General features: G+C 64.2%; 19 protein-coding genes. 9 read left to right on the top strand and 10 right to left on the bottom strand.

What is annotated here, in order from left to right; all coding sequences use genetic code 11:
* Nucleotides 1-20 precede the first annotated feature (20 nt).
* A complete protein-coding gene (locus Q8O96_RS04070) occupies nucleotides 21-341 on the top strand; it encodes a DUF2834 domain-containing protein (RefSeq protein ID WP_305948414.1) in 321 nt (106 codons plus the stop codon).
* Nucleotides 342-353: 12 nt separating this feature from the next.
* Here Q8O96_RS04070 and Q8O96_RS04065 read toward each other — a convergent pair whose 3' ends face one another.
* Both Q8O96_RS04065 and Q8O96_RS04060 read right to left on the bottom strand, forming a co-directional pair.
* Complete coding sequence (locus Q8O96_RS04065) at nucleotides 354-1,709, bottom strand: MATE family efflux transporter (RefSeq protein ID WP_207167532.1); 1,356 nt, start codon at nucleotides 1,707-1,709, stop codon at nucleotides 354-356.
* Nucleotides 1,710-1,844: 135 nt separating this feature from the next.
* Nucleotides 1,845-2,828 carry an MDR family oxidoreductase gene (locus Q8O96_RS04060; protein WP_102864290.1) on the bottom strand — a complete coding sequence of 328 codons (984 nt, stop codon included), beginning with the start codon at nucleotides 2,826-2,828 and terminating at the stop codon, nucleotides 1,845-1,847.
* Nucleotides 2,829-3,177: 349 nt separating this feature from the next.
* On the opposite strand from Q8O96_RS04060, the gene Q8O96_RS04055 reads away from it, so the two are divergent.
* The 3 genes from Q8O96_RS04055 to Q8O96_RS04045 are packed head-to-tail and all read left to right on the top strand — an operon-like array spanning nucleotide 3,178 to nucleotide 5,607.
* Complete coding sequence (locus Q8O96_RS04055) at nucleotides 3,178-4,113, top strand: ankyrin repeat domain-containing protein (RefSeq protein WP_305948413.1); 936 nt, start codon at nucleotides 3,178-3,180, stop codon at nucleotides 4,111-4,113.
* A 47-nt stretch (nucleotides 4,114-4,160) separates the two neighbouring features.
* Complete coding sequence (locus Q8O96_RS04050; protein WP_102864288.1) at nucleotides 4,161-4,607, top strand: hypothetical protein; 447 nt, start codon at nucleotides 4,161-4,163, stop codon at nucleotides 4,605-4,607.
* A 58-nt stretch (nucleotides 4,608-4,665) separates the two neighbouring features.
* A complete protein-coding gene (locus Q8O96_RS04045) occupies nucleotides 4,666-5,607 on the top strand; it encodes a class I SAM-dependent methyltransferase (RefSeq protein WP_102864287.1) in 942 nt (313 codons plus the stop codon).
* Nucleotides 5,608-6,178: 571 nt separating this feature from the next.
* On the opposite strand, the gene Q8O96_RS04040 is transcribed toward Q8O96_RS04045, so the two are convergent.
* From Q8O96_RS04040 to Q8O96_RS04020, 5 genes are all read right to left on the bottom strand, one after another.
* Nucleotides 6,179-6,637: a GNAT family N-acetyltransferase gene (locus Q8O96_RS04040; protein ID WP_102864286.1), complete on the bottom strand. Its 459-nt coding sequence runs from the start codon at nucleotides 6,635-6,637 to the stop codon at nucleotides 6,179-6,181.
* Between the two features lie 138 nt (nucleotides 6,638-6,775).
* Nucleotides 6,776-7,894, bottom strand: a complete 1,119-nt coding sequence (locus Q8O96_RS04035) for an agmatine/peptidylarginine deiminase (RefSeq protein ID WP_305948412.1) — start codon at nucleotides 7,892-7,894, stop codon at nucleotides 6,776-6,778.
* A gap of 147 nt (nucleotides 7,895-8,041) precedes the next feature.
* Nucleotides 8,042-9,163 carry an extracellular solute-binding protein gene (locus Q8O96_RS04030; protein ID WP_102864284.1) on the bottom strand — a complete coding sequence of 374 codons (1,122 nt, stop codon included), beginning with the start codon at nucleotides 9,161-9,163 and terminating at the stop codon, nucleotides 8,042-8,044.
* Between the two features lies 1 nt (nucleotide 9,164).
* On the bottom strand, nucleotides 9,165-10,073 hold the full coding sequence (aguB, locus tag Q8O96_RS04025; protein WP_305948411.1) for an N-carbamoylputrescine amidase: 909 nt from the start codon (nucleotides 10,071-10,073) through the stop codon (nucleotides 9,165-9,167).
* A complete protein-coding gene (locus Q8O96_RS04020) occupies nucleotides 10,070-11,128 on the bottom strand; it encodes an agmatine/peptidylarginine deiminase (protein ID WP_102864282.1) in 1,059 nt (352 codons plus the stop codon). The genes aguB and Q8O96_RS04020 overlap by 4 nt, the downstream gene beginning before the upstream one ends.
* A 137-nt stretch (nucleotides 11,129-11,265) precedes the next feature.
* Between Q8O96_RS04020 and Q8O96_RS04015 the strand changes: the two genes are divergently transcribed.
* The 4 genes from Q8O96_RS04015 to Q8O96_RS04000 all read left to right on the top strand — a co-directional run bounded on the left by Q8O96_RS04015 (nucleotide 11,266) and on the right by Q8O96_RS04000 (nucleotide 15,822).
* Nucleotides 11,266-12,141: a LysR family transcriptional regulator gene (locus Q8O96_RS04015; RefSeq protein WP_115582176.1), complete on the top strand. Its 876-nt coding sequence runs from the start codon at nucleotides 11,266-11,268 to the stop codon at nucleotides 12,139-12,141.
* A gap of 179 nt (nucleotides 12,142-12,320) precedes the next feature.
* Complete coding sequence (locus tag Q8O96_RS04010; RefSeq protein WP_102864280.1) at nucleotides 12,321-13,031, top strand: FadR/GntR family transcriptional regulator; 711 nt, start codon at nucleotides 12,321-12,323, stop codon at nucleotides 13,029-13,031.
* A 114-nt stretch (nucleotides 13,032-13,145) separates the two neighbouring features.
* On the top strand, nucleotides 13,146-14,339 hold the full coding sequence (gene lhgO, locus Q8O96_RS04005) for an L-2-hydroxyglutarate oxidase (RefSeq protein ID WP_115582175.1): 1,194 nt from the start codon (nucleotides 13,146-13,148) through the stop codon (nucleotides 14,337-14,339).
* A gap of 154 nt (nucleotides 14,340-14,493) precedes the next feature.
* On the top strand, nucleotides 14,494-15,822 hold the full coding sequence (locus Q8O96_RS04000; RefSeq protein ID WP_102864278.1) for an MFS transporter: 1,329 nt from the start codon (nucleotides 14,494-14,496) through the stop codon (nucleotides 15,820-15,822).
* A gap of 27 nt (nucleotides 15,823-15,849) precedes the next feature.
* Here the strand turns inward: Q8O96_RS04000 and Q8O96_RS03995 are convergent, their stop codons facing one another.
* The 3 genes from Q8O96_RS03995 to mqo all read right to left on the bottom strand — a co-directional run bounded on the left by Q8O96_RS03995 (nucleotide 15,850) and on the right by mqo (nucleotide 19,326).
* A complete protein-coding gene (locus Q8O96_RS03995) occupies nucleotides 15,850-16,632 on the bottom strand; it encodes a DeoR/GlpR family DNA-binding transcription regulator (protein WP_102879901.1) in 783 nt (260 codons plus the stop codon).
* Between the two features lie 68 nt (nucleotides 16,633-16,700).
* Nucleotides 16,701-17,423 carry a GNAT family N-acetyltransferase gene (locus Q8O96_RS03990; RefSeq protein ID WP_102864276.1) on the bottom strand — a complete coding sequence of 241 codons (723 nt, stop codon included), beginning with the start codon at nucleotides 17,421-17,423 and terminating at the stop codon, nucleotides 16,701-16,703.
* A 265-nt stretch (nucleotides 17,424-17,688) separates the two neighbouring features.
* The gene (gene mqo / locus Q8O96_RS03985; protein WP_102864275.1) at nucleotides 17,689-19,326 is read right to left on the bottom strand and encodes a malate dehydrogenase (quinone); all 1,638 of its coding nucleotides are present in this window, start codon (nucleotides 19,324-19,326) and stop codon (nucleotides 17,689-17,691) included.
* Nucleotides 19,327-20,052: 726 nt separating this feature from the next.
* On the opposite strand from mqo, the gene Q8O96_RS03980 reads away from it, so the two are divergent.
* Nucleotides 20,053-20,547 (top strand): PaaI family thioesterase, encoded by a 495-nt coding sequence (locus tag Q8O96_RS03980; protein WP_102864274.1) that lies wholly within the window; start codon nucleotides 20,053-20,055, stop codon nucleotides 20,545-20,547.
* Nucleotides 20,548-20,613: the final 66 nt, after the last annotated feature.

Genomic DNA, 20,613 nt, shown 5'->3' with positions numbered 1-20,613 from the left:
CCCTGCTCAAGGAACCCACCATGCCCCGTCCCTACCTCGCGCTGCTGACCCTGCTGGTCTTCAGCGCCTACACCCTGTTCACCCTGCTCCAGGCACAGCAGTCGCTGCTGCAATTCGGCATGCAACTGCTGTCGCAACCCGACACTGCACAGGTGGTCATCGACCTGTACTTGATGGCGCTGCTGGCTGGACTGTGGATGCTGCGAGACGCCCGGGCCCGCGGACGCTCGGCGCTGTCGGTGCTGCCCTACCTGCTGCTGACGGCGGTCTTCGTCTCCATCGGCCCGTTGCTGTACATCGTGGTCAACGGCTTTGGCCGAGGCTCGCCCCACAGCGCCTGAGCGGCACCGGCCTCAGATCAGCCGCTGGATCTGCTTGTGCCGCCAGACCAGCTTGAAGTAGCCGGTCTGCAGCACCAGCATGCTCAGGTAGGCCACCGGGAACGCCATCCATACCCCCTGCAGGCCGAAGTGCGCGTCCAACAGATAGGCCATCGGCAACTGCACCCCGAGGATGCAGAAAATCGAGATCGCCACCGGCATCAGCACCGTGCCGCTGGCGCGCATGATGCCGCCCACCACTGCCTGGAAGCCGAACACCAGGATGCTCCAGAGCATGATGTGCAGCAGGTGTTCGGCCTGCACCAGGGCTGTGGGGTCGATGATGAACAGCCCCAACAGCCAGTGGGAAATCAGGTAGCCGAGCAACACCAGGGCCCCGGTCAGGCACAGGTTGATCGCCAGGCCCGTGCGCAGGATCGGGGTGATGCGCTCCAGGCGCCCGGCGCCGATGGCCTGGGCCCCGAGGATCGACGCGGTGATGGCGATCGACAGCGCTGGGAACTGCACATAGTTGACGATCTGGGTCACCGCGCCGTAGGCCGCCGTGGCCTGGGAACCGTGGCGGTTGACCAGGGCCAGGATCACCAGCTCGGAGAGCGAGATCACCACCATCTGCACCCCGGTGGGCAAGCCGATGCGCAGCACCTTGGCGAGGATCGCCCGGTCCAGTTTCATCGCCGCGAACAGCGCCCGATCCGGCGCCAGGGGATGGGCCCGGCCACTCAAGCGCCAGACCAGGAAACCCATGGCCAGGATATTGCCCACCAGCCCGGCGAAGGCCGCACTTTGGATGCCCATCGGCGGCAGGCCCAGCCAGCCACGAATCAGCGCCGGAGTCAGCAGCAGGCCCACCAGGGTCGACACGATCAGCGCCAGCAGCGGCGACAGGGTATCGCTGACGCCCCGCAGCAACTGGGTAAAGAGCACGAACACCAGCAGCAGCGGCATGATCAGCATCATCACCCGGGCATAGCCCACCGCATCGTCCAACACATCCAGCGGGGTCCCCAGCCCCTGCAATGCCGGCCGCGCAAACAGCATGCCCAGCAGCGCCCCCAGCAGGCCGATCAATGCGCCGAGCAACAGGGTGCTGCCGGCCACCGCCTTGACCGTGCCCAACTCCCGGGCGCCCCAGGCCTGGCCGATCAGCACCGAGGCCCCCGCGCCCAGGCCGATCACCAGGGCAATGAAGAAGAACACGATGGGGAACATCCCCGACACCGCGGCCAACGCCTGGGTCCCCAGCATCTGCCCGATGTAGATGCCGTTGAGCGTGCCGGAGAACGACTGCAGGAAGTTCGACAGCACCATGGGCAAGAGGAAGATCAGGTACACCTGCCAGAGCGGGCGCTGGGCGGGAATCGACATGGGGCAGGCAACCTCGGATCAAGAGGACGAAGGGCCGCGAAGCAGTCCGTGGTACGGGGCTCGCGTCGGTCCTGGAAGGTGCAGCAATGAAGGCCGCACGCGACGCTCCGGCAGCGCAGCGGCCCGAGGTTTGTATCAGCGGTTGACGTCCACCACCACCCGCCCGCGGACCTTGCCTTCGAGCAGTTCGCGGGCGACGGTCAACGCCTCTTCCAGGCCCACTTCGCGGGTGATCCGCTGCAGGTGCTGCTGGTCCACCTCGGCAGCCAGGCGCTCCCAGGCATGCACCCGTTCGTGGTAGGGACGGGTCACGCTGTTGATCCCCAGCAAGCTCACACCCCGCAGAATGAAGGGCGCCACCGAAGCCGGGAAATCCATGCCCTGAGCCAACCCGCAGGCAGCCACCAGACCATCGGCGGCGGTGCCGGCACAGACGTTGGCCAGGGTGTGACTGCCCACCGAATCGATGGCCGCCGCCCAGCGTTCCTTGGCCAGCGGGCGTCCCGGTTCGGACAGTTCGGCACGCTCGATGATACGGCTGGCCCCCAGCGTCTTGAGGTAGTCGGCCTCTTCCGGCCGCCCGGTGGCGGCAATCACCGAGTAGCCCAGGCGCGACAGCAGGCTGATGGCAAAGCTGCCGACGCCGCCGCTGGCACCGGTGACCAGCACTTCGCCGTGCTCGGGGGTCAGGCCGCTGCGCTCCAGGGCGATCAGGCACAGCATGGCGGTGTAACCGGCAGTGCCGATGGCCATGGCCTGGCGCGCGCTGAAGGCTTCTGGCAGGTGGATCAGCCAGTCCCCCTGCAACCGGGCCTTCTGCGCCAGCCCGCCCCAATGGCTCTCGCCCACGCCCCAGCCATTGAGCAGCACCTGCTCCCCCGGGCGAAAGCGCGGATGGCTGCTGGCTTCGACGGTGCCTGCCAGGTCGATTCCGGGGACCATGGGAAACTGCCGCACCACCGGGCTTTTGCCAGTGATCGCCAGGCCGTCCTTGTAGTTCAGGGTGCTGTAGGCCACCCGCACCGTGACATCACCTGCCGGCAGTTGCACCTCCTCCAGCTGGCTCAGATGGGCGCGATAACCTGCAGTGTCTTTGTCAATCACAATGGCCTTGAACATCACGGACTCCTGTTGGCAAGGGAGGCTGCAGCGCTGGCTGCAACGGCGTAGAACGCGAACGCGCCATCCTACGCAAGCCTTCGGAAGGCGTCCATGAACACCCCTGCCCGCCGCAGAATTGCTCCACTGGCCGGGCCGGTGCTGCCGGTCATTGATCCGCCCTCACCCCAGTCCCCGCCGGCGACGCTCGCAATGGCCCGGGCCGCACCCAGCGTCCCCTATCGCAACGTAGCCCAGCGCAACTGGCCTGCCAGAACGGCGATGAGGGGCCTATCGGGCGTGGCAAAAACGCAGCATGCAGCGTTACCATGCCGCGGTGTTTCTACCCTGACCGAACGGATTCTCGACCTTGTCTCACCTACTGGAAAAAGCCGCCGCACGCGGCGATCTCGCGGCCATCGAGCGCCTCCTTGATGCTGGCGCGGACCTTGAATGGCAGCACAAGGGCACCGGCCGCACGGCCCTGCTGGCCGCCACTATCGCCGGGCACCGGCCGGCCGTGGCGCTGCTGCTGGCGCGCGGCGCGAATGTCCAGCAACCGTGCAAGGCCCTGGGCTACAGCCCCCTGGCCTGGGCCGCCAGCCAAGGTGATAGCGCCATGGCCGAGTTGCTGATAGCCCATGGCGCAGCGCTCGAACACGCCAGCCCCGAACTGCAACGCACTGCCCTGATGAACGCCGCCCAGGCCGGGCACGAGGCAATGCTGAGCTTGCTGCTCAAAGCCGGCGCCGATCCCCAGCGCCTGGACTTCCAGCAGCGCAATGCCTGGTCCCTGGCCGAAGAGAAGGGCCATACCCAGATCATGCAACAGCTGGCGCAGGCCGGTGCCGGAGCGCCGCCAGCGTCCGCGGCGGCCCCTTGCCTGCCCTGGCCGCCACTGGCACCAGGCGATGACAACAGTGGCGATCCGGTCACCCAGGTGCGGGCCTATACCCTGGCGCTGGAGGCCTGGGAACAACGGGGCAATGCCCTGGGCCACAAGGCTGCCGACGCGGCCTTCTGGGCCGAACCGCAACAGCTCCTCGAACGTTTCTGCACCCTGCGGCCGCGGACCTATCCCCGAGCCGCCTACGGTTACCCCACAACCTACTCCGAGGCCGACCAACTACTGGGCTGCCAGCTGCTCAAGCCCGCCCAGGCCGAAGTGCTGATGCGTGATCCAGCCTCCCGGACGCTGTGCTACGAGCATCGCTTCCTGGTCAAACGGGTCGCGGGGCAATGGCGCATCGACAGCGTCAAGCGGCGCCTGGCCGGCACCCCGAAATGGACCAACGCGATTCTGTGACGCCCCTGCAACTTGCACGCCCCTCTCACCTTTCAGGACCTGTCCCCATGAAATACGACGACGCCTCCTGGCACTACGGCGGCGACTTTCCCGACGACCTGCCCACCACGGCCGGAGCCACCCACATCGGCCTGTTCCTGGCCTGGATGCTGATCAACGACTTTGCCAGCGAGGAGCTGCTGGACGATGTCGAAGAGGAGATCCGCCAAGTCCAGGCCCGCACCCTCGATGGCCGCGAGTTCCTGTTGCGGATACTGGATGAAAAGCTCAGCGACGGCGATTTCAACGACGAAGGCAATGCCTTTGCCCTGGCCTACTACAAGGGGCGGGACAGCGGTCGGTTTTCCAGCGACTACGAACAGATCCTGGCCCCCGAGCCGGGCACCCTCTACCGGGTGGAAAACAGCTGGAGCAACTACGACCGGCTGGCATCGGTGATGGACGAGCGACTTGCACACTGGCGCGCCACGGGGCGAGCGCAGTACATCGACTGAGCGCCGGACGCCGGCAATTGTGGTTAAATGCCGCCCCCGAAAATCGCCGGTTACCGTGATGACCCCTCAAGCCCTCGCCACCCTCAACCAGCACTTGCTAACCGCCCTGGCCACCGCGCCCACCGAAACCCGGCGCCTGTTCCATGGCCGCGGCCGCTGCTGGCCGGGGCTGGAGCAACTGACCGTGGACTGGCTGCAAGGGGTACTGCTGGTGTCCCTGTTCAAGGCGCCGGAGCCTGAACAACTCGCGGCCCTGAAGCTGCTGCTGGTGGAGCTGGGCGACTCCGCGCAATGGGCCGCCAGCGGCGCCCGCAGCCTGATGCTGCAACACCGCTACCTGCCCGACAGCCATGGCGAATGGCTGCTGGGCCCGCCGGTGGATTCCTGCACCATCACCGAGGAAGGCCTGCGCTACCAGGTGGACCTGGGCAGCAAGCAGAACAACGGGCTGTTCCTCGACATGCGCTACGGGCGCAACTGGGTCCGGGCCCATGCCCGGGGCCAGAACGTGCTCAACCTGTTCGCCTACACCTGCGGCTTCTCGGTAGCAGCGATCGCTGGCGGTGCCGAGCGAGTGGTCAACCTCGACATGTCCCGAGCGGCCCTGAGCCGTGGCCGCGACAACCACCGGCTCAATGGCCACGACACCAGCCGGGTGAGTTTTCTCGGCCATGACCTGTTCAAGTCCTGGAGCAAGGTCAAGCAAGGTGGCCCTTACGACCTGGTGATCATTGATCCGCCATCGTTCCAGAAAGGCAGCTTTGTCCTGGGCAAGGACTATGCCCGCGTCCTGCGGCGCTTGCCGGAGTTGCTGACAGCCAACGGCTGCGTGCTGGCCTGCATGAACGACCCGGCGTTTACCGTGGAGTTTCTGCTGGAGGGCATGGCCGAGGCAGCGCCGGGGTTGCGTTTTGAACAGCGGCTGGAGAACCCGCCGGAGTTTCCCGATGCCGATCCGCAATGTGGGCTCAAGGCGCTGGTGTTTCGTCAGGGGGAATAGAGGGGCCATCGCTGCTGGGAAGGGGCCGGAAGGTCAAAAGCCAAAGCCAAGGTGCGCAGGCCGGCTCCTTGTAGCCGCTGCCGAAGGCTGCGAACGAGCGCTAGCGCTCGCAAGACCAGGCGGCGCGATAGGTCAGGAATATCGGGGAGGCAGGTTTAGCGTCTCCTGCGGAGCCGGTCGCAGCCTTCGGCAGCGGCTACATGTAACGCGAACGGCGATGAAACAGGCCGGCCGGTAGGCCGCCGTCAGATGTTGATCTTGCTCTGGCTTTTGATCTTGATCTGAACGCCCCGTTAACCACGATGGCCGAACGCAGGCATTGAGCCGTGGGTAACCCGACAGGGATGCCGGGTTAGCCGCCACCCGGCCATGGATGGCCGGTGGCGGCGGCCCACGGATCAATGCCGGAGTGAGGGCATGCCGAGCCTAGGCGAGGCACCGAGTGGAGGGGCAAAGCCCTTTGGTTACTTTGGGGCCCCAAAGTGACTCGCCGTAAGGGCGAAACCGCCAGCCGCCACACCCGCAGCAACGGATATGCCCCCAAAAAAATCCCCAAAGCCCCCGCTCTTCCTCACAACCCCATCCGATACTCAATAACCCCAGGCTTGTGCGCCACCCAGTCATACAACCTCTGCGCACGCTTGTTGCTCTCCTGGGTATGCCAATACAAGCGCCCACACCGCTGTTCCCGGGCAAAGGCCTGCACCCACTCGATCAACAGTTTCCCCGCACCACTGCCCCGCACTGCCGGTGCGACATACAGGTCCTCCAGATAACAGAAGTCGGTTACCGCCCAGGTCGAACGGTGCAACACCGAGTTGACGAAACCGATCAGTTCATCACCCTGCACCGCCACCGCTGAAAACACCGGCTCTTGCGGATCGCAGAAACGCTCGAAGGCAACCACACTGACCTGCTCATCCAGCGTCACCTGATAGAAATCCTGATACGCCAGCCACAACTGCAACCACTGCTGATAATCGCCAGGCTGAATCGGTCGTATCGTCACTGCGTGTTGTTGATCACTCATTGCACTCTCCTGTTGAAAACCCACTCCAGACGTCAACCCCTGGATGGTGAGGAGCGCCAGCTTATGGTTTGAGTGGAGGGCTTGATCAGTCCAGTTCAATCGAAAGGAGCAGACCACTTTTGCCAGCGCCCTCGAACCTCACACCTCGGGCTGCTGATGGGTCACGCAGTGGATTCCCCCGCCTCCCGCCGCGATGGCGTCAATGTCCAACTGCACCACTTGCCGCCCGGGGTACAGGCTCTCCAGCAGGGCCAGGGCCTTGGTATCCGCCGCCGGATCGCCGAACTGCGGGGAAATCACCGCGCCATTGATCACGAAGTAGTTGATGTAGCCCGCGGCAAAATCGTCGTTGCCCCGGCTGAAGCGCGTCTTGCGCGGGTTCAGCGGCGGCGACAGGGTGTGAACCTGCAGCTTGCGGCCATCGGCATCGGTGGCATTGCGCAGGATCTCCAGGTGCTTGAGGGTCACCTGGTGGTCGTAGGAGTCCGGGTCGTTGTCGAGGTTGGCCACCACCACCCCGGGCCTGACGAAACGTGCATAGAAGTCGACATGGGCATCAGTGATGTCCCGGCCCTTGATCCCCGGTAGCCAGATGATCTTGCGTAAGCCGAGACAAGCCTTGAGTTCAGCCTCCACCTCGGCCTTGCTCCAACCCGGGTTGCGGTTGCTGTTGATCCAGCTGCTTTCGGTCATGATTCCGGTGCCGTGGCCATCCACCTCGATACCGCCCCCCTCGCCTACCAGCTCGCTGCGCAGGTACCGGGCATCGGCGGCGTCGGCCATTTGCCTCGCCAGCCGGGCATCCCGGACGTGGCGCTGCTTGTTGCCCCAGCCATTGAAGTTGAAGTCCACCGCGCCCAGTTGGCCCTGGGCGTTGGTGACGAAGTTGGCGCCGATATCGCGCATCCAGATATCGTCCAGCTCGGTGATCACGTAGCTGATGTTGTGCGTCCCGCACAGTGTTTCGGCCAGGTCGCGCTCCTCTTCGCGACAGAACAGGGTCAGGGGTTGATGGACGGCGATGGCGCGGGCGATGCGCCCCTGGGCTTGCTGGACATCAGAGGTGAAGTCTTCCCAGATCGCGTCCTGGGCGCCAAAGGCCATGAAGGCCCGCTGCTGGCGGTCGCCTTCGTCAGGCAGGTACCAGTCGTCCTGCTCCTGGGCTCGGGCTTGGCGGGAGCCCAGGCCCAGGCTGGTCATCGCGGTGATTGCGACCAGCAGCGAGGCCTGTTTGATCAGTTCACGTCGGGTGGGCATGGGGCAATTCTCTGGGTGGGGTTTGCTGAAGGGGGTACAAAAGCAGGCGAGGTGCTCACGGGCGCCTTCGCGGGCAAGCCTGTTCCTACCCGGACATTCTAGGAGCCGACTTGCCGGCGAACCGCACTGCGGCCTGCCGGCCCGGGTTCAGGGGCTTGGTGCTGTCGCGGTCTTGAACTTGGTCCAGGCGCGCATTCGGGCGCGCATGTCGGCCTGTGGGATGTCCCGGCCGGGGATCAGGCGTTCGAAGCTGGCTTGATCCGGGTAGATGTCCGGGTTGTCGCGCATCTGCGGATCGACAGCGGGCCGGGCCTTGGCATTGGCCGTGGGATAGCCGGTGGAGTTGCTGATGGCCGCCATGTTCTCCGGGCGCATGACAAAGTTGATAAAGGCATAGGCGTACTCCGGGTGCCGGGCGTCCTTGGGGATCGCCATGGTGTCCATCCACACCGTGGTGCCTTCACGGGGGATGCGGTACTGGAAGTCGACCTTTTTCCCCGCGGCATCGGCAGCGCGCTGGGCCTGGGTCATGTCGCCGCTGTAACCCAGAGACAGGCACAGATTGCCGTTGACCAGGTCGGTCACTGGCTGCGACTGGAACTTGCGGATGTAGGGCCGCAGCTTCCCCAGCAGTTCGCCGGCGGCCTGCAGATCCGCCGGCTTGGCGCTGCGCGGTTCACGCCCGAGGTAGTTGAGCGCCACCGCCAGCACTTCATCCGGCGAGTCGATGACCGAGATTCCGCAATCGGCAAACTTGCTCGCCAGCTCGGGCTTGAACAACAGGTCCAGGCTGTTCACCGGGGCATTGGGCAGGCGCTCGGCGACCTGCTGTGCGTTGTAGGTCAAGCCGATGGTGCCCCAGGTGTAGGGCACCGTCGCCTGGCTGGCGCGGGGGTACTGGGTCCGCAGTTTTTGCAGACCGGGCTCGATGTCGTCCAGGCCGCTCAGCTTGCTCGGGTCCAGGGTCTGCAGGCTGCCGGCGCGCATCAGCCGTTCGGCCACGGTGTCGCCGGGGAAGATCAGGTCGTAGCCGCTGCCGCCCGTCATCAGCTTGGCTTCCAGCACTTCGCTGCCTTCCATGACGTCGTAGATCACCTTGATCCCGGTTTCGGCGGTAAAGCGACTCAGGGTATCGGCGGCGAAATAGTCGGCCCAGTTGTACAGGCGCAGGGTCTTGTCCTCGGCTTCGGCCCGGGCCTGGGTCGATACCAGGGTCGCGGCGAGCAACCAGCCGAGTGCCTGCAAGCGGGGTTTGCCAGTCGGTTGCATATCATGCCTCCCGGGTAGTCCAGTGGGGGTGGATGCGTTGTCCATCGAGGCTCAGCAGGGGGCCGTACATCTCCGGGCGCCGGTCACGGAAGATGCCCCAGGTGCGGCGCTCTTCGGCCATGGCCGCAAGGTCCAGGCTGTACAACAGCACGCCGTCGGTCGTGCGATCAGCCGCGGCCAGCAGGCTGCCCTTGTGATCGCAGATAAAGGACGAGCCATAGAAATCCATATGCAGCGTCGGATCGCTGGTGGCCACTTCGCGGCCGATGCGGTTGGCCGCTACCACGGGCAGCAGATTGGCCGCAGCATGGCCGCGCATGGTCATCTGCCAGTGGTCCCGGGAATCAAGATCGGCCGCTCCCGGCTCAGAACCGATGGCGGTGGGAAACAGTAATACCTCGGCCCCTTGCAACGCCAGGCAGCGGGCGGTCTCGGGAAACCACTGGTCCCAGCAGATGCCGATCCCCAGGCGTCCGTAAGCCGTATCCCAGACCCGGAAACCGGTGTCGCCTGGGCTGAAGTATTCCTTCTCCTGATAACCCACCGCGTTGGGGATATGGGTCTTGCGGTACACCCCCAACAGGCGTCCGTCAGCGTCGGCGACGCTGAGGGAATTGAAGTAGGCCGTGCCGGCCCGCTCGAACCAGCTCAGGGGCAGCACCACCCCCAGCTCCCGGGCCAGGGCGGCGAAGCGCTTGAGTACCTGGCTGCCGGCATAGTCCTCGGCCAGGGCCAGGTGCTGGTGCTGTTGCTCGATGCAGAAGTACGGCGTGGCGAACAGTTCCTGCAGGAGGATGACCTGGGCACCTTGGGCCGCCGCTTCCCGCACCCGTTGTTCGGCGCGATCGAGGTTGCCTGGCAAGTCCCAGGTACAGGGCATCTGGACGGTAGCGACGATCAACGGGCTCATGCCAGCACCTCCAGCGGCCACAGCGGCTGCTGCTGGGTGATGCAGTGCACGCCACCGCCGCCGTGGGCCAGGTGGTTGATCCGTACCGGCACCACTTCCCGCCCGGGAAAAGCCCGGGACAACACCTGGGCCGCCGCTTGATCGGCAGCGATGCCGTAGGCCGGCATGATCACCGCGCCATTGGCCAGGTAGAAGTTGGTGTAGGACGCGCAGAACACCTCGGCCCGAGCGTCCACCGCAGCACTGGCTTCGAACAGTTCGATCAGTTCGAAGCTGCGCCCCTGGGCATCCCGGGCCAGCTCCAAGGCCCGGCGGTTCTCGCGCACCACTTCGGCGTACACCGACTCCTGATCGTGGGTAGCATCCACCAACAACACCGCTGGGCGCGCGAAGGCGCACACCCCGTCGACATGGCCATCAGTCATGTCACCGGTGACATGGTCCGGGTCACCCGGCAGCCAGATGGTCTTCTGCACCCCCAGCAAACGGCTGAAGACGTCCTCGATCTCGGCCTTGCTCAGGCCCGGGTTGCGATTGGGGTTGAGCAGCACCGACTCGGTGGTGATCAGGGTGCCCTCGCCGTCCACATGGATGGCACCGCCTTCGTTGGCCAGCGGGCTACCGAAACTGGGCAGCCCCAGCTCGTCGAGCAGGCGCCGAGCCAGGCTTCGATCCAGGTCGTGAGCCGATTTTTCACCCCAGGCATTGAAGCGCCAACTGACCCCGGCCAGGCCTTGCTGCGGATGACAGATAAAACTCGGTCCGGAGTCGCGGCACCAGCTGTCATTCACCGCCTGGGCAATCAGCTCGACATTGTCGCCACACAGCGCGCGGGCACTGTCCAGAGCCACCGGGTCCACCACCAGTTTCACCGGCTCGAAACGGGCAATGGCATTAGCCACCCGCGCAAAATCCGCCTGCACATCGGCCAGGGTCACGCCCCAGACCGACTCCCACAGGGCCTGATTGTGGGGCCAGACCATCCAGGTCGCGGCGTGGGGCGCCCACTCGGCGGGCATCCTCCAACCCTGGGTTTGATGGTGATTGCTGAACATGGGCGCTGCACCTCTGAAGTAAGGTTTTTTTATCAATCGACCAACAGGGTCGAACCATTGCGCCCATGCTATGACTTTGAAAAACCCTCAACAAACGATAGATTTAGCGCAATTCTGATCAGCAAGGCTTATCAATCATGTTGAAACACTGGCCTCCCCTGAATGCCCTGCGCGGTTTCGAAGCCGCCGCGCGCCTGGGCAGTTTCCACAAGGCCGCGCAAGAGCTGCACCTCACCCAGTCGGCCATCAGCCAGCAGATCCGCAGCCTGGAAACCTTCCTCGAACAGCCGCTGTTCCACCGCAGCGGCCGCAGCGTCACCCTCACCGATGCCGGGCATGACCTGCGCAGCACCACCCAGTCGCTGCTGCAACAACTGGCGGTGGGCATCCGTCGCCTCGAGCAGTACCGCAAGCCCAATCAGTTGGTGGTCAATACCAGCCCAGCCTTTGCCCGTCACTGGTTGCTGCCACGCCTGGGGGAGTTCCATCGCCTGCACCCCGAGGTGGACCTGTGGCTGTTCACCAGCTTCGAACCGCCAGACATGAGCACCCAGACCATCGACCTGACCCTGCGCGACGACCTCAGCGCCCAGGCCGAGTGCAGCTACCTGGAGCTGTACCACGACCGTCTGTACCCGGCCTGCCACCCGTCCCTGCTGGAGCAGCCCCAGGAGCTACGCACCACCTTGCATGGCGAACGGGAAATGGACTGGAGCCACTGGGTGGTGGAAGGCGGTACAGACATCGGCCAGCGCAGCAACGGCCTGAATTTTTCCGATCCCGGGTTGCTCCTGGACGCCGCCTGCTCCGGCCATGGGATTGCCCTGGTCAGCCAGTTGCTGGCGCAACAGGCCCGCCGTCAGGACCTGCTGGTGCCCCTGTGCGAACAGAGCGTGCGCGGCCCGACCTGGGCCTGGCTGGTTCATCGGGACAGCGAGAGCAGTGCACTGACCCGAAGCTTCTGTGAGTGGTTGCAAGCAGCACTGCTGCGCGGCAACGAGGACGCGGTGTGACCCCGCCCGCCCGGCGCCCGGAGGCATTGCCCAGCGCCAGCGAGTGGCAGCCCAGGCAACGCCTGAGCACGCGGCGCCGGGGCTCTAGCGATTACCGGCGCCGCTGCACCATGGTTTTTTCTTGACAGTGAAAAATCCCACCCGCTATTGTCTGACAACCTGACTACCAAGGTTTCTCCATGCTCGAACTCCAGCGTCCCGACTCTCTCGTTGTGCGTGTGGTCAATGCGATCCGTACCGAGATCGACTCCGGCCGCCTGGCTCCCGAGTCGCGCCTGCCCACTGAACAGCAACTGGCCGAGCAGCTGAATGTCAGCCGCTCGGTGGTGCGCGAAGCCATTGCCCAGCTCAAGGCCGATGGCGTGCTGATCGCCCGGCGCGGCCTGGGGTCGTACATTTCCAAGACCCCGGCCGGCACGGTGTTCCGCTTCCCCCAGGCCGATGGCCGCCTGCCGGATCTGGCGCAGATGTTCGAGATGCGCCTGTGGATCGAAACCCAGGCCGCGTCGATTGCCGCCCAGCGCCGCGATGCCGCCGATCTGCAGCGCATGCAGCAAGCCCTGCAGGAAATGCACGACAAGCGCAGCGATTTCGAAGCCGCGGGGTTGGCTGACGTGGAGTTTCACCGGGCCATCGCCGAGGCCAGCAAGAACGACTACTTCGTGGCCTTCCATGATTTTCTGCGCAGCCAGCTAACCAGCGCCCGCAAGGCCGCCTGGGAAAACTCGGCGCGGCGCCAGGTCGGCGGTTCCGCCGATGCCACCCAGGAACACCAGGCGCTGTACCAGGCCATTGCCGCCGGTGATCGCCAGGCCGCCGCCGCTTGTGCCGATGCTCACTTGCGTGCCGCGGCCAAGCGCCTGGACCTGGAGCTGCCAACCCTCGACTGACACCTGCAACACGCTTCAAGCCGCAAGCGCTAGCCTGCGGTTTTTTATCGGAACACTTAGTCTGACAACCTGATAACCAGACTTGAAACCGTTTGATCCAAGGTACCCAGAACCATGATTTATGACTTTTGCATCATCGGCGGCGGCATCGTCGGACTGGCCACGGCCATGGAGATCCTCAAGCGCCAGCCGGGCGCCTCGCTGGTGATCCTGGAAAAGGAAAATGTCCTGGCCCGGCACCAGACCGGTCACAACAGCGGGGTGATCCACGCCGGTATCTACTACGCGCCGGGCAGCCTCAAGGCCGACCTGTGCAAGCGCGGCGCCGAGGCCACCAAGCAGTTCTGCAGCGAGCACGGAATCAAGTTCGAGGTCTGCGGCAAGGTGCTGGTAGCGTCCAACGCCCTGGAAATGCAGCGCATGGAAGCCCTGTACCAGCGCTCACAACAGAACGGCCTGAAGGTGGAGCGCCTGGACGCCGAGCAACTGCGTCAGCGTGAGCCGAACATCGTCGGCCTCGGCGGGCTGTTCCTCGACGCCACCGGCATCGTCGACTACCGCGAAGTCTGCGAAACCATGGCCCGGGTGATCCGCCGCGACGGTGGAGAAATCTGCCTCAGCCAGACCGTGACCGCGATCCAGGAAAACGCCGACAGCGTCACGGTCAACAGCCATGGCGGCAGCTGGCAGGCGAAGAAACTGGTGGTCTGTGCCGGCCTGCAATCGGATCGCCTGGCGACCCTGGCCGGGGTGAAGATCGACCACCAGATCATCCCCTTCCGCGGCGAGTACTTCCGCCTGCCGGCCTCGAAGAACAACATCGTCAATCACCTGATCTACCCGATCCCCGACCCGGAGCTGCCATTCCTCGGCGTGCACCTGACCCGCATGATCGACGGCAGCGTCACCGTCGGCCCCAATGCGGTGCTGGGCCTGGGCCGGGAGAACTACAAGAAGTTCTCCATCAACTGGCGCGACGTGGCGCAGTACGCCAGCTTCCCCGGGTTCTGGAAAACCATCTGGCAGAACCTGGGTTCCGGCACCACGGAGATGAAGAACTCGCTGTTCAAGTCCGGCTACCTGGAGCAGTGCCGCAAGTACTGCCCGTCCCTGGAAGTCTCCGACCTGCTGCCCTACGAGGCGGGGATTCGCGCCCAGGCGGTAATGCGTGACGGCAGCCTAGTGCACGACTTCCTGTTCGCCCAGACCCCACGCATGTTGCACGTATGCAACGCGCCCTCGCCCGCCGCCACCTCGGCGATTCCCATTGGTTCGATGATTGCCGACAAGATTTTCCAGGCCGACTGAAACACAGGCGCGGCACGCCTTGTTGCACAGCGCAGCTGCGCTGTCTGCGGAGCCCCGTGCCGCCGGAATACCCCTCGGCAGTCCCTTTGGGGCACACCGAGCAAGACCCGCGTCAACTCGACAATAAATACAATGATCCAAGAGGATGTACACAATGACCGCAGTTGAAACCGGCATTACTGCAGCGGAAACCCCACAACAAACCCAGAAACGCCTGCGCAAGGTCGCGGCGGCCACCATCTTCGGCTCGATGCTGGAGTGGTACGACTTCTACCTCTACGCCACCATGGCGGCCATCGTCTTCTCGAAGATCTTCTTCGATAACAGCAACCCGAAAAGCGCCACGCTGATGGCCTTCTCCACCTTTGCCATCGGCTTTATCGCCCGTCCCTTCGGCGGCATCCTGTTCGGCTACCTGGGGGACAAGTTCGGCCGCAAGCAGGTGCTGGTGCTGACCTTCTGCCTGATGGGCGTGTGCACCGCACTGATTGGCCTGATCCCCAGCTACGCCTCCATCGGCATCTGGGCACCGATCCTGCTGGTGGCGATCCGCATCATCCAAGGCCTGGGGGCCGGCGCCGAACTGTCGGGCGCGGCGGTCACCTCCTATGAACACGCCAGCGAAGGCAAACGCGGCAGCCAAGGTGCCTGGCCGGCGCTGGGGCTGAACCTGGGCCTGCTGCTGTCGTCGCTGACCATTTACCTGTTGACCATCAACGGCAACGAGTTCCTGCTGGCCGGCGGCTGGCGCATTCCGTTCGTCTGCAGCATCGTCCTGGTGGCGGTGGGCCTGTGGGTGCGCAACAGCATTCCGGAAACCCCGGAGTTCAAGGAGCTGAGCAAGGAAAGCCAGAAGGCCAAGGCCTCGCCCCTCAAGGCACTGTTCAAGAACGACCTCAAGGGCCTGGCGGTGGTGTTCTTCGTCGCCATTGGCTACAACGCCCTGAGCTACATCTTCAAGACCTTTTCCCTGGCCTACCTGACCCAGTACAAGAACGTCGATGTGCACGTCACTTCGCTGTCGGTGACCATCGCCAGCCTGATCGCCATCGTCGCCGTGCCCTTCTTCGGCTGGCTCTGCGACAAGTGGAGCAGCAAGACCGTGCTGATTCTGGGCGGGGTGTTCTCGCTGCTGTTCGCCTACCCGTTCCTGGCCCTGCTCAATACCGGCGAGAGCCTGATGATCTACATCGCCATCGGTGTCGGCACCGGCATCCTGGCACCGATGATGTTCGCACCTCAGGGTTCATTCCTCAGCCGCCAGTTCCCCACCGCGACCCGCTCCTCGGGCTTTGGCACAGGGCGCGAGATCGGCACCGCGATTGCCGGCGGCCTGGCGCCACTGGGCGCCCTATCCCTGGTGACCGCCTCGGCCACGCACTCCACCGACGGCGTGGTGATCATCCTCGCGGTCGCCGCCGTGCTGGTGATGGTGTTTGCCCTCTTCGACCAGGGGCGCAAGCACTCGGCGTTCAAGAACTGACAACCCGTTGAGTCACCCAGGGGCGGCTCAGGCCAGCAGCACCTCAATCCCCAACTGGCGATAACCTTCGATATCCACCTCTGGCACTTCCTGCTCGGTCACCAGCCGCTGCAGGCGGTTGCACGGTGCGACCACAAAGGGCTCCATGGCGCCGAGTTTGTCGGCGGTGGTCACGGCGATGACTTCGGCGGCGCTGTCGAACATCGCCTGCTTGATCGGCACTTCATCGAAATGCAGGGAGCTGATGCCGATCTCCGGATGAATCGCACAGACCCCGGTGAACATCAGGTCGGCCTTGATCCCCTGGATCATCCGCAGTGCTTCATGGCCGCTGGCGGACAGGGTGGCCGGGTTGAGCTGGCCGCCCACGAGGATCACCTTGACCCCGGGGTATTCGGCCAGGGCCACGGCAATCATTGGTGACGCGGTGACTGCGGTCAGGCGGATATCGGCCGGCAGGGACTGGGCGATATGCAAGGTGGTAGAGCCGGAATCGAACAGCACCGTCTGGCCGTCCCGCACCCATTGCACGGCAAACTGCGCCAGACGCAGTTTCGCCTCGTTGGTTTCGCCGACCCGCGTGAAGTAGTCCTTGCCGCTGTCCTTGGGTCGCGGCAGCGCACCGCCATGCACCCGCTGCACCAGGCCATTGGCATCCAGCTCGGCGAGGTCGCGGCGGATGGTGTCTTCTGAAACCGCGAAGTGCCGGCTCAGCTCAGCGGCCATGACCTTGCCGTCGCGCTCCAGCAGTAGAAGGATCTTTTGTCGACGCAGGGAGGGCAGTTCGGCTGCCGGGTGCAGGTTTTGCATGTTCTTGCCCGTTTTTGCGTGTTTTCGCGAGATTAGCCAAGCCCTCTCGCGAAAACAAGCAGCCGCGCTCAGGAGATCAATTGTGGGGGCCTTGCGTTGTACAGCGCCGCCTCACCCAGGCGCTCGCGCACCAGGGCCTGGGCCTGCCGGGTCATCTGGTCCAGGTGCCGGTCGCGCTTCTTCTCCGCTTCCAGCATGGCCTTGCGCCCGTGCTGGGCCAGCAGGTAGCTGTGAATCTGCCGCACTTCCACCGATTGGTAGATCGGCGCCACGTCCAGTACCGCCAGCAGGCCATCGCTGCCATGGTCTCGGGTATTCATCAGCACTTGCGGACCGCGGGCGCCCAGCAGCTGAAAGCCCAGGGCCTCGAAACACTCCACTTTGGCCACGTGACAGGCCAGCTCGGCATGGGGATAGCGGGCACGCAGCGCCTCCAGCATCTGCCGGGCAATGCCCTGGCGCCGATGGTTTTGCCGCACCGCCATATAAGCCACGGCACAGGCCTGGGGATCGTCCTTGAGCGGCAGGTACAGGGTGAAGCCCAGCACCTGCTCAGGGTCCTGAGTGTCGGTGGCCACCACCAGCTCTACCGCGATCCCCCGGGAACCGTCCATGGCCTGCAGGTACAGGTGCACTTCGTAGCCGACGCCGTACTGGTACAGGTTGTACAGCGGGTTGCTCGGGGCAATGGCCACCGCGCTGATGTCGGTGATGTAGTCCACGACCATTTGCTGGATCTGGCTCTGGATGGCTTCGGGCGGCGGGGCTTGGAACAGGGTGATGCTGGACATCGAGGCAGTGACTCCGAGGGTTGAGGCGTGCCCGCAACGGCGGGCGCGGCAATCATACCGCGTCACGGCAAGGCACAGGCAGCCAACAAGATGCTTGAGTCGGGCTCAAGCCTCGTTGAGAAAGATACGGAGATGCTGTTTCAGAGGTAACGGCAAGACCGGCCAGTTGCGACGACATCAGGGATATCGCCGCAACCCATGCAAGATACGGCTGCACGGTGGCAGCCGCTGCGCCCCATCCGACGAACGCGGACGGGGCCGAGGCTTACAGCGCCATGTCGGCCGCTGGGTTGCTCTCTGGCTTGGCCATGCTGGCCGGAGCCTGAGGTGCAGCGCCCTTGACCGCTGGTGGCGGGGTCAGTTGCAGCACTTCGGCGGTGTAGGCCCACTCTTTGGCCACACGCTCGGGGCTGTCGTTCAGGGCGGTGCCGTAGCTCGGTACGATCTGCTTCAGCTTCTCTTGCCAGGCTGGCGTCGCGACCTGGTCCTTGAAGACTTTCTGCAGCACGCTGAGCATGATCGGCGCGGCGGTCGAGGCACCTGGGGAGGCGCCCAGCAGACCGGCGATGCTGCCGTCCTGGGAAGCGACGATCTCGGTGCCCAGTTTCAGCACGCCGCCCTTCTCTTCGTCACGCTTGATGATCTGCACGCGCTGACCGGCCTGCCACAGGCGCCAGTCTTCTTGCTTGGCGTTGGGGAAGTATTCCTTCAGGGCGTTGAAGCGGTCGTCATCCGAGAGCATCAGTTGGCCGGCCAGGTATTCCACCAACGGGTACTGTTCGATACCGACTTTGGTCATCGGCCAGAAGTTGTGGGTGGTGGTGCTGGTCAGCAGGTCGAAGTACGAACCTTCCTTGAGGAACTTGGTGGAGAAGGTAGCGAATGGGCCAAACAGGATGACCCGCTTGCCGTCCAGTACGCGAGTGTCCAGGTGCGGAACCGACATCGGCGGAGCGCCCACCGAAGCCTTGCCGTAGGCCTTGGCCAGATGCTGCTCGGCAACGCTGGCGTTCTCGGTCACCAGGAACGAGCCACCCACCGGGAAGCCGGCGTATTCGTTGGCCTCGGGAATGCCCGACTTCTGCAGCAGGTGCAGGGCACCGCCGCCGGCGCCGATGAACACGAACTTGGCGTCGGTTTCGGTTTTCGAACCGTCCTTGAGGTTCTTGTAGGTCACGCGCCACGAGCCGTCTTCATTGCGCTCGATGTCCTGCACTTCGCTGGACAGCTTGAGGGCAAAGTTCGGCTGGGCTTGCAGGTGAGCGACGAACTGGCGAGTGATCTCGCCGAAGTTGACGTCGGTGCCGATCGGGCTCCAGGTCGCAGCGATCTTCTGCGCCGGATCACGACCTTCCATCATCAGTGGCACCCACTTCTTGATCTGCTCGGCGTCTTCGGAGTACTGCATGCCGCTGAACAGCGGGCTGGCCTGCAGGGCCTCGTAGCGTGCCTTGAGGAACTTGATGTTGTCATCGCCCCAGACAAAGCTCATGTGCGGCGTGGAGTTGATGAACGAACGCGGGTTCTTCAGCACACCGTTCTTGACCTGCCACGACCAGAACTGGCGGGAAATCTGGAACGCTTCGTTGATCTCGATGGCCTTGGCGATCTCGATCTTGCCGTCCTTGCCTTCCGGGGTGTAGTTCAGCTCAGCCAGGGCGGAGTGACCGGTACCGGCGTTGTTCCAGCCGTTGGAGCTTTCTTCAGCCACGCCATCCAGGCGCTCGACCATCTCCATGGACCAATCGGGCTGCAGCTCATTGAGCCAGACCCCGAGGGTCGAACTCATGATGCCGCCACCGATCAGCAGCACATCCACTTTCTTCGGCTCAGCCGCGTGCGCGGACGTGAGGCCTATCGACATCGCCAGCCCGATCAGGGCCGTGTTCACTTTCTTCAACATTCTGTAGTACCTACGATAGAACGCCATCCGCCGCCCCATCCTCGATCCTGCGAACTCAGTGCATTGCGAAACAGGCATTTCGCAGGCCCTGGATGAGCGCATTCAAAAGAACTGGAGGGTGGGCACACAAGGCCGACGAGACTGGCTCGACCTCAGTTTTATATCGCTCCGGCGCTGACTTCTTGTCGTTTTTGGCTTCAGCTACTTGAGTGACACTTGTTTCTCAGGACACGTCACGGGACGTAGACCAACGGGCAATGACGCCCCACTCCTTTCACCGACACCGGACTCGATTCGACGCACAACACTGACACCCGTCTACACGGGGCCAGCAGGACAAAGAAGGGTCGGGGTCAACCAAAGGAGGTAGACGAACACTGCCTGACATTGCATTCGGCGAGTTTGCCCAGACACTCCCACGCGCTTGCAAGGACCCGAACAGGCCACTTGAAGCAAAGCATAGGGGAGGTATTTCTGCACAAACGATGAACCGATTCAGCGCAAGAATATCATTACGGCATCAGCCTGTCTTGGCCGGAGCGGCTGCCCTGGCCCTCGAAAAAACCGCGACGCACTACGACACTCGCCACAATCAATGCGTCACAAAGACGCTGGCCGGTCGCTACGCCTCGGCACTGCACTGAGCCTTGGCGGTCAGCAATGGCACAGGCATCATGACCGGCCGCAAGACCTGCCAGACCATCGTCAAGGACAAGAAGAACAACCATGCACGAGACTTCCCTGCAAGACACCACCGCCCCCGAGGGCGTCTGTTTCGGCTGCGGCAGCAGCAACCACCACGGCCTGCAGATCAAGAGCCACTGGCATGAAGACGGCGTGCATGTGATCGCCGAGCACCTGCCGCAATCCCAGTACTGCGGCTGGCCGGACCTGGTCTACGGCGGCCTGATCGCCATGCTGGTGGACTGCCACTCCAACTGGACCGCCATGGCCTACCACTACCGTAACGAACAACGGGAACCGGGCAGCCTGCCGCGCATCGACTGCGTCACCGGCAACCTGGGCATCAAGTTCATCAAGCCCACGCCCATGGGCGTGCCGCTGACCCTGCGGGCCCGGGTCGACGGCGACGTGGGCCGCAAGAGCCGTGTGATCTGTGAGGTGTATGCCGGCGATGTACTGACCGCCATTGGCGACTCGGTGTTTGTTCGGGTCGATACCGGACAGCTGGCCGCCGCCGCTCATGGTCGTGAAAGCTGATCGGACAGCAGCCTCGCCCCTGAAATTGGCAGGCGTGCCCCGCCACTCCTGCCCCTCCAAAGCGCC

This window comes from Pseudomonas sp. LPH60 (genome assembly GCF_030718165.1).
GTDB lineage: Bacteria > Pseudomonadota > Gammaproteobacteria > Pseudomonadales > Pseudomonadaceae > Aquipseudomonas > Aquipseudomonas danubii.
This window is presented reverse-complemented; position numbering and strand designations above follow the sequence as displayed.

Coding starts and splice junctions, on each gene's coding strand:
- Q8O96_RS03980 (WP_102864274.1), top strand. CDS start 20,053: ATGCACGAGACTTCCCTGCAAGACACCACCGCCCCCGAGGGCGTCTGT.
- Q8O96_RS04060 (WP_102864290.1), bottom strand. CDS start 2,828: ATGTTCAAGGCCATTGTGATTGACAAAGACACTGCAGGTTATCGCGCC.
- mqo (WP_102864275.1), bottom strand. CDS start 19,326: ATGTTGAAGAAAGTGAACACGGCCCTGATCGGGCTGGCGATGTCGATA.
- Q8O96_RS04050 (WP_102864288.1), top strand. CDS start 4,161: ATGAAATACGACGACGCCTCCTGGCACTACGGCGGCGACTTTCCCGAC.
- Q8O96_RS04045 (WP_102864287.1), top strand. CDS start 4,666: ATGACCCCTCAAGCCCTCGCCACCCTCAACCAGCACTTGCTAACCGCC.
- Q8O96_RS04020 (WP_102864282.1), bottom strand. CDS start 11,128: ATGTTCAGCAATCACCATCAAACCCAGGGTTGGAGGATGCCCGCCGAG.
- Q8O96_RS04000 (WP_102864278.1), top strand. CDS start 14,494: ATGACCGCAGTTGAAACCGGCATTACTGCAGCGGAAACCCCACAACAA.
- Q8O96_RS04015 (WP_115582176.1), top strand. CDS start 11,266: ATGTTGAAACACTGGCCTCCCCTGAATGCCCTGCGCGGTTTCGAAGCC.
- Q8O96_RS04065 (WP_207167532.1), bottom strand. CDS start 1,709: ATGTCGATTCCCGCCCAGCGCCCGCTCTGGCAGGTGTACCTGATCTTC.
- Q8O96_RS03995 (WP_102879901.1), bottom strand. CDS start 16,632: ATGCAAAACCTGCACCCGGCAGCCGAACTGCCCTCCCTGCGTCGACAA.
- aguB (WP_305948411.1), bottom strand. CDS start 10,073: ATGAGCCCGTTGATCGTCGCTACCGTCCAGATGCCCTGTACCTGGGAC.
- Q8O96_RS04070 (WP_305948414.1), top strand. CDS start 21: ATGCCCCGTCCCTACCTCGCGCTGCTGACCCTGCTGGTCTTCAGCGCC.
- Q8O96_RS04030 (WP_102864284.1), bottom strand. CDS start 9,163: ATGCAACCGACTGGCAAACCCCGCTTGCAGGCACTCGGCTGGTTGCTC.
- lhgO (WP_115582175.1), top strand. CDS start 13,146: ATGATTTATGACTTTTGCATCATCGGCGGCGGCATCGTCGGACTGGCC.
- Q8O96_RS04010 (WP_102864280.1), top strand. CDS start 12,321: ATGCTCGAACTCCAGCGTCCCGACTCTCTCGTTGTGCGTGTGGTCAAT.
- Q8O96_RS04040 (WP_102864286.1), bottom strand. CDS start 6,637: ATGAGTGATCAACAACACGCAGTGACGATACGACCGATTCAGCCTGGC.
- Q8O96_RS03990 (WP_102864276.1), bottom strand. CDS start 17,423: ATGTCCAGCATCACCCTGTTCCAAGCCCCGCCGCCCGAAGCCATCCAG.
- Q8O96_RS04035 (WP_305948412.1), bottom strand. CDS start 7,894: ATGCCCACCCGACGTGAACTGATCAAACAGGCCTCGCTGCTGGTCGCA.